The organism is Candidatus Binataceae bacterium (assembly GCA_035308025.1).
Classification (GTDB): domain Bacteria; phylum Desulfobacterota; class Binatia; order Binatales; family Binataceae; genus JAJPHI01.
The window spans coordinates 1-2,751 of the sequence record DATGHL010000005.1 but is presented as its reverse complement, the minus strand read 5'-3'; the positions used below and the strand labels follow the sequence as shown (position 1 = coordinate 2,751).

Annotated in this window: 3 protein-coding genes; 2 read left to right on the top strand and 1 reads right to left on the bottom strand. The window is 62.5% G+C overall.

The window, feature by feature from the left end; genetic code table 11:
• Window positions 1–292: tyrosine-type recombinase/integrase (locus tag VKS22_01180; protein HLW69212.1), on the top strand; the 292-nt coding region annotated here is incomplete at its 5' end.
• Between the two features lie 308 nt (window positions 293–600).
• Here VKS22_01180 and VKS22_01175 read toward each other — a convergent pair.
• Window positions 601–735 carry a hypothetical protein gene (locus VKS22_01175; protein ID HLW69211.1) on the bottom strand — a complete coding sequence of 45 codons (135 nt, stop codon included), beginning with the start codon at window positions 733–735 and terminating at the stop codon, window positions 601–603.
• Here VKS22_01175 and VKS22_01170 point away from each other — a divergent pair.
• The coding region (locus VKS22_01170) for a recombinase family protein (protein ID HLW69210.1) at window positions 722–2,751 on the top strand (2,030 nt) is incomplete at its 3' end. The two genes, VKS22_01175 and VKS22_01170, sit on opposite strands and share 14 nt — an antisense overlap.

Below are 2,751 nucleotides of genomic sequence, written 5' to 3'. Positions count from 1 at the left end.
GGATCGCTTCGTCATGCTCTCGCCGCAACTGCTGGAGTTGCTGCGCGACTGGCGGCAGGTCGCGCAGCCGCGGGGCTGGCTGTTTCCCGGGCTCGATCCGGTCAACCCGATGTCGGCCCGACAGCTGTGCCGCGCCGTTTCCGCGGCGGCGCGGGCGGCGGGAATCGCCAAGCGCGTGTCTCCGCACACTTTGCGCCACAGCTTCGCCACGCATCTGCTCGAACAGAACGTCGATATCCGGGTCATCCAAGTCCTGCTCAGAACAGCCACATACTACTCGTCAACCGCATAGCGAGAGGCAGATATACTATCGGTTCCATCCCCAATGCGGTGAGACCGTGCCTATTCTCAGGCAATTCGCCTGCCGGGGAGTTGATCTGGTCGCCATTCCGCAACCGGATGGGTCCGTCGCATGCATTCCCGCGTGGATGACCCACGAATCTTCTGCGCATCACCAACTCTGCGTCGAGCCGGGCTTTTCCCTTGATGTCCTGCGATCTTTGCGCTCCGAGATCGACGCGCTTCTAAGTTTTCTTCCATCCGACTCGAAGGTGGAGAAAGCCCATGATGACGAGGAAGTGCGAAGATGCCCAACCAGATCTATTCGATCAGGACGAGCCGCCTGCCGTCCTGGCGCCAGTGCAGAAGATCCATCTTGCGGCGCTGATAGAAGCGCTGCTTCTCGAAATCGTAGCGGCACTGGGCGTCGGGGAGGCCGGCGATGACCAAGATCACCGTTGAGCATCTGAGCCGCGGCGCGTTTGTCTACATCAGACAGTCGACTGCCGACCAACTCATACACAATCAGGAAAGCCGTCGGCGACAATATGGCCTTGCCGAGCGCGCGCGTCAGCTCGGTTGGGCGTCGGTCGAGGTTATTGATGACGATCTTGGCCGTTCTGGGGGCGGCGCCAATCGACCCGGCTTCGAGCGCCTTCTGGCGGCGATCTGCGAGGGGCGTGTTGGCGCCGTGCTCGCAATCGAGGCGTCTCGCCTGGCCCGCAATGGCCGCGACTGGCACACGCTGATCGAGTTCTGCGGACTGGTTGGGACTATTCTTTTGGACGAGGATGGCGTCTATGATCCGCGCCATCCCAACGACCGCCTGTTGCTGGGCATGAAAGGCACGATGAGCGAACTGGAGCTATCACTGTTCCGACAGCGCTCGCATGAGGCGTTGAAGCTGAAAGCGCGCCGAGGCGCGCTATTCCTCCGCGTTGCAGCCGGCTATGTCAAAGTCGGGCGCGACCGGATCGAGAAGGACCCCGACCTGCGCGTTCAGGACGCCTTAAAGCTGGTATTTTCGAAGTTTTCCGAGTTCCGAAGCGTTCGTCAGGTTCACATCTGGCTGCGCGACGAGGGAATCGCATTGCCCGTCAAGTCTCACAAGGCGGCGGACGTGCGCGGAATCGTCTGGAGGGCGCCGCTTTACAACTCCGTGCACAACCTCCTGACCAACCCTGTCTATGCCGGCGCATACGCCTTTGGGCGCACTGCGAGCAAGGTCAGCGTCGAGAACGGTCGCAAACGCGTAAGACGCGGATTGCGGCGCTCTCAGGCGCAGTGGGATGTTCTGCTCCAAGATCAGCACGAGGGCTATATCACCTGGAGCGAGTTCGAGCGTAACCAGCAGGTGATTGCCGACAATGCGACCGGCAAGGGGAGCGCCTCGGCCAGAGGCGCAGTGCGGACGGGTGGACTGCTTCTGGCGGGGCTCCTGCGTTGCGGCCATTGCGGCCGCAAGCTGTATGTGGGCTATGGCGGCAAGACCGGGCGCTATTACTGCCTAGGCGCTCTCGTGAACCACGGAACGCAACGATGCATCTCGTTTGGCGCATTTCGCGCTGATGATGCTGTTGGCGCCGAGGTTCTCCGGGTCTTGAAACCGCTCGGCGTCGATGCCGCGCTCAGGGCGCTGCAAGCTCAGAGGAGCGAAGCGTCGGCCGCCCGGCGGCAACTGGAGCTGGCGTTGCAACAGGCGCATTTCGAGGCCTCCCATGCACGTCGCCAATACGATGCCGTCGACCCAGCAAATCGCCTTGTGGCCGGCGAGTTGGAACGCCGCTGGAACGAGGCGTTGCAAGGCGTGCGCCGGATCGAAGGGGAAATCGCGGTGCTGGAGGCGAAGAAACCGGCGCTATTGAGTGAGCAGGAGCGACAGCGCTTGATGCAACTCGGCGCGGATCTCGATCAGGCCTGGTCGCATCCGGCCGCGACTACCGCGACGCGCAAGAGGATCTTGCGTGCGGCTCTGAACGAAATCGTCGTGCGCCTCGACGGCGGCTTCATCGAAATGATCCTGCATTGGCAAGGAGGGGACCACACCGCGCTGAAGTTGAAAATGAATGGAGTTGGCAAGCACCGTTGGACGATACCCGAGGATACCTTGTCGCTGATCCGCGGGTTGGCGCGACAAATGCCCGATCGGCAAATCGCGCGTCTCCTCAATCGCGCCGGCAAGCCGACCGGACGCGGCAACGGCTGGACCGAACCGCGCGTGCGCTCATTCCGCTGCCACCACGGCATAGCGGTCTATCGTGACGGCGAATGGGCCGAGCGCGGCGAGTTGACGCTCGAAGCAGCGGCGCAAATCATCGGAGTCACCGCGATGTCGGCGCTGCGCATGATCCAACGCGGCGACATCAAGGGGAAACAGCTTTGTAAGGGCGCGCCCTGGGTCATCATGGCCGAAGAACTGGCGCCCTTCACCCCCCGAAAGCGGCTGCCGGGGACGCCGCCAACACCAAATCC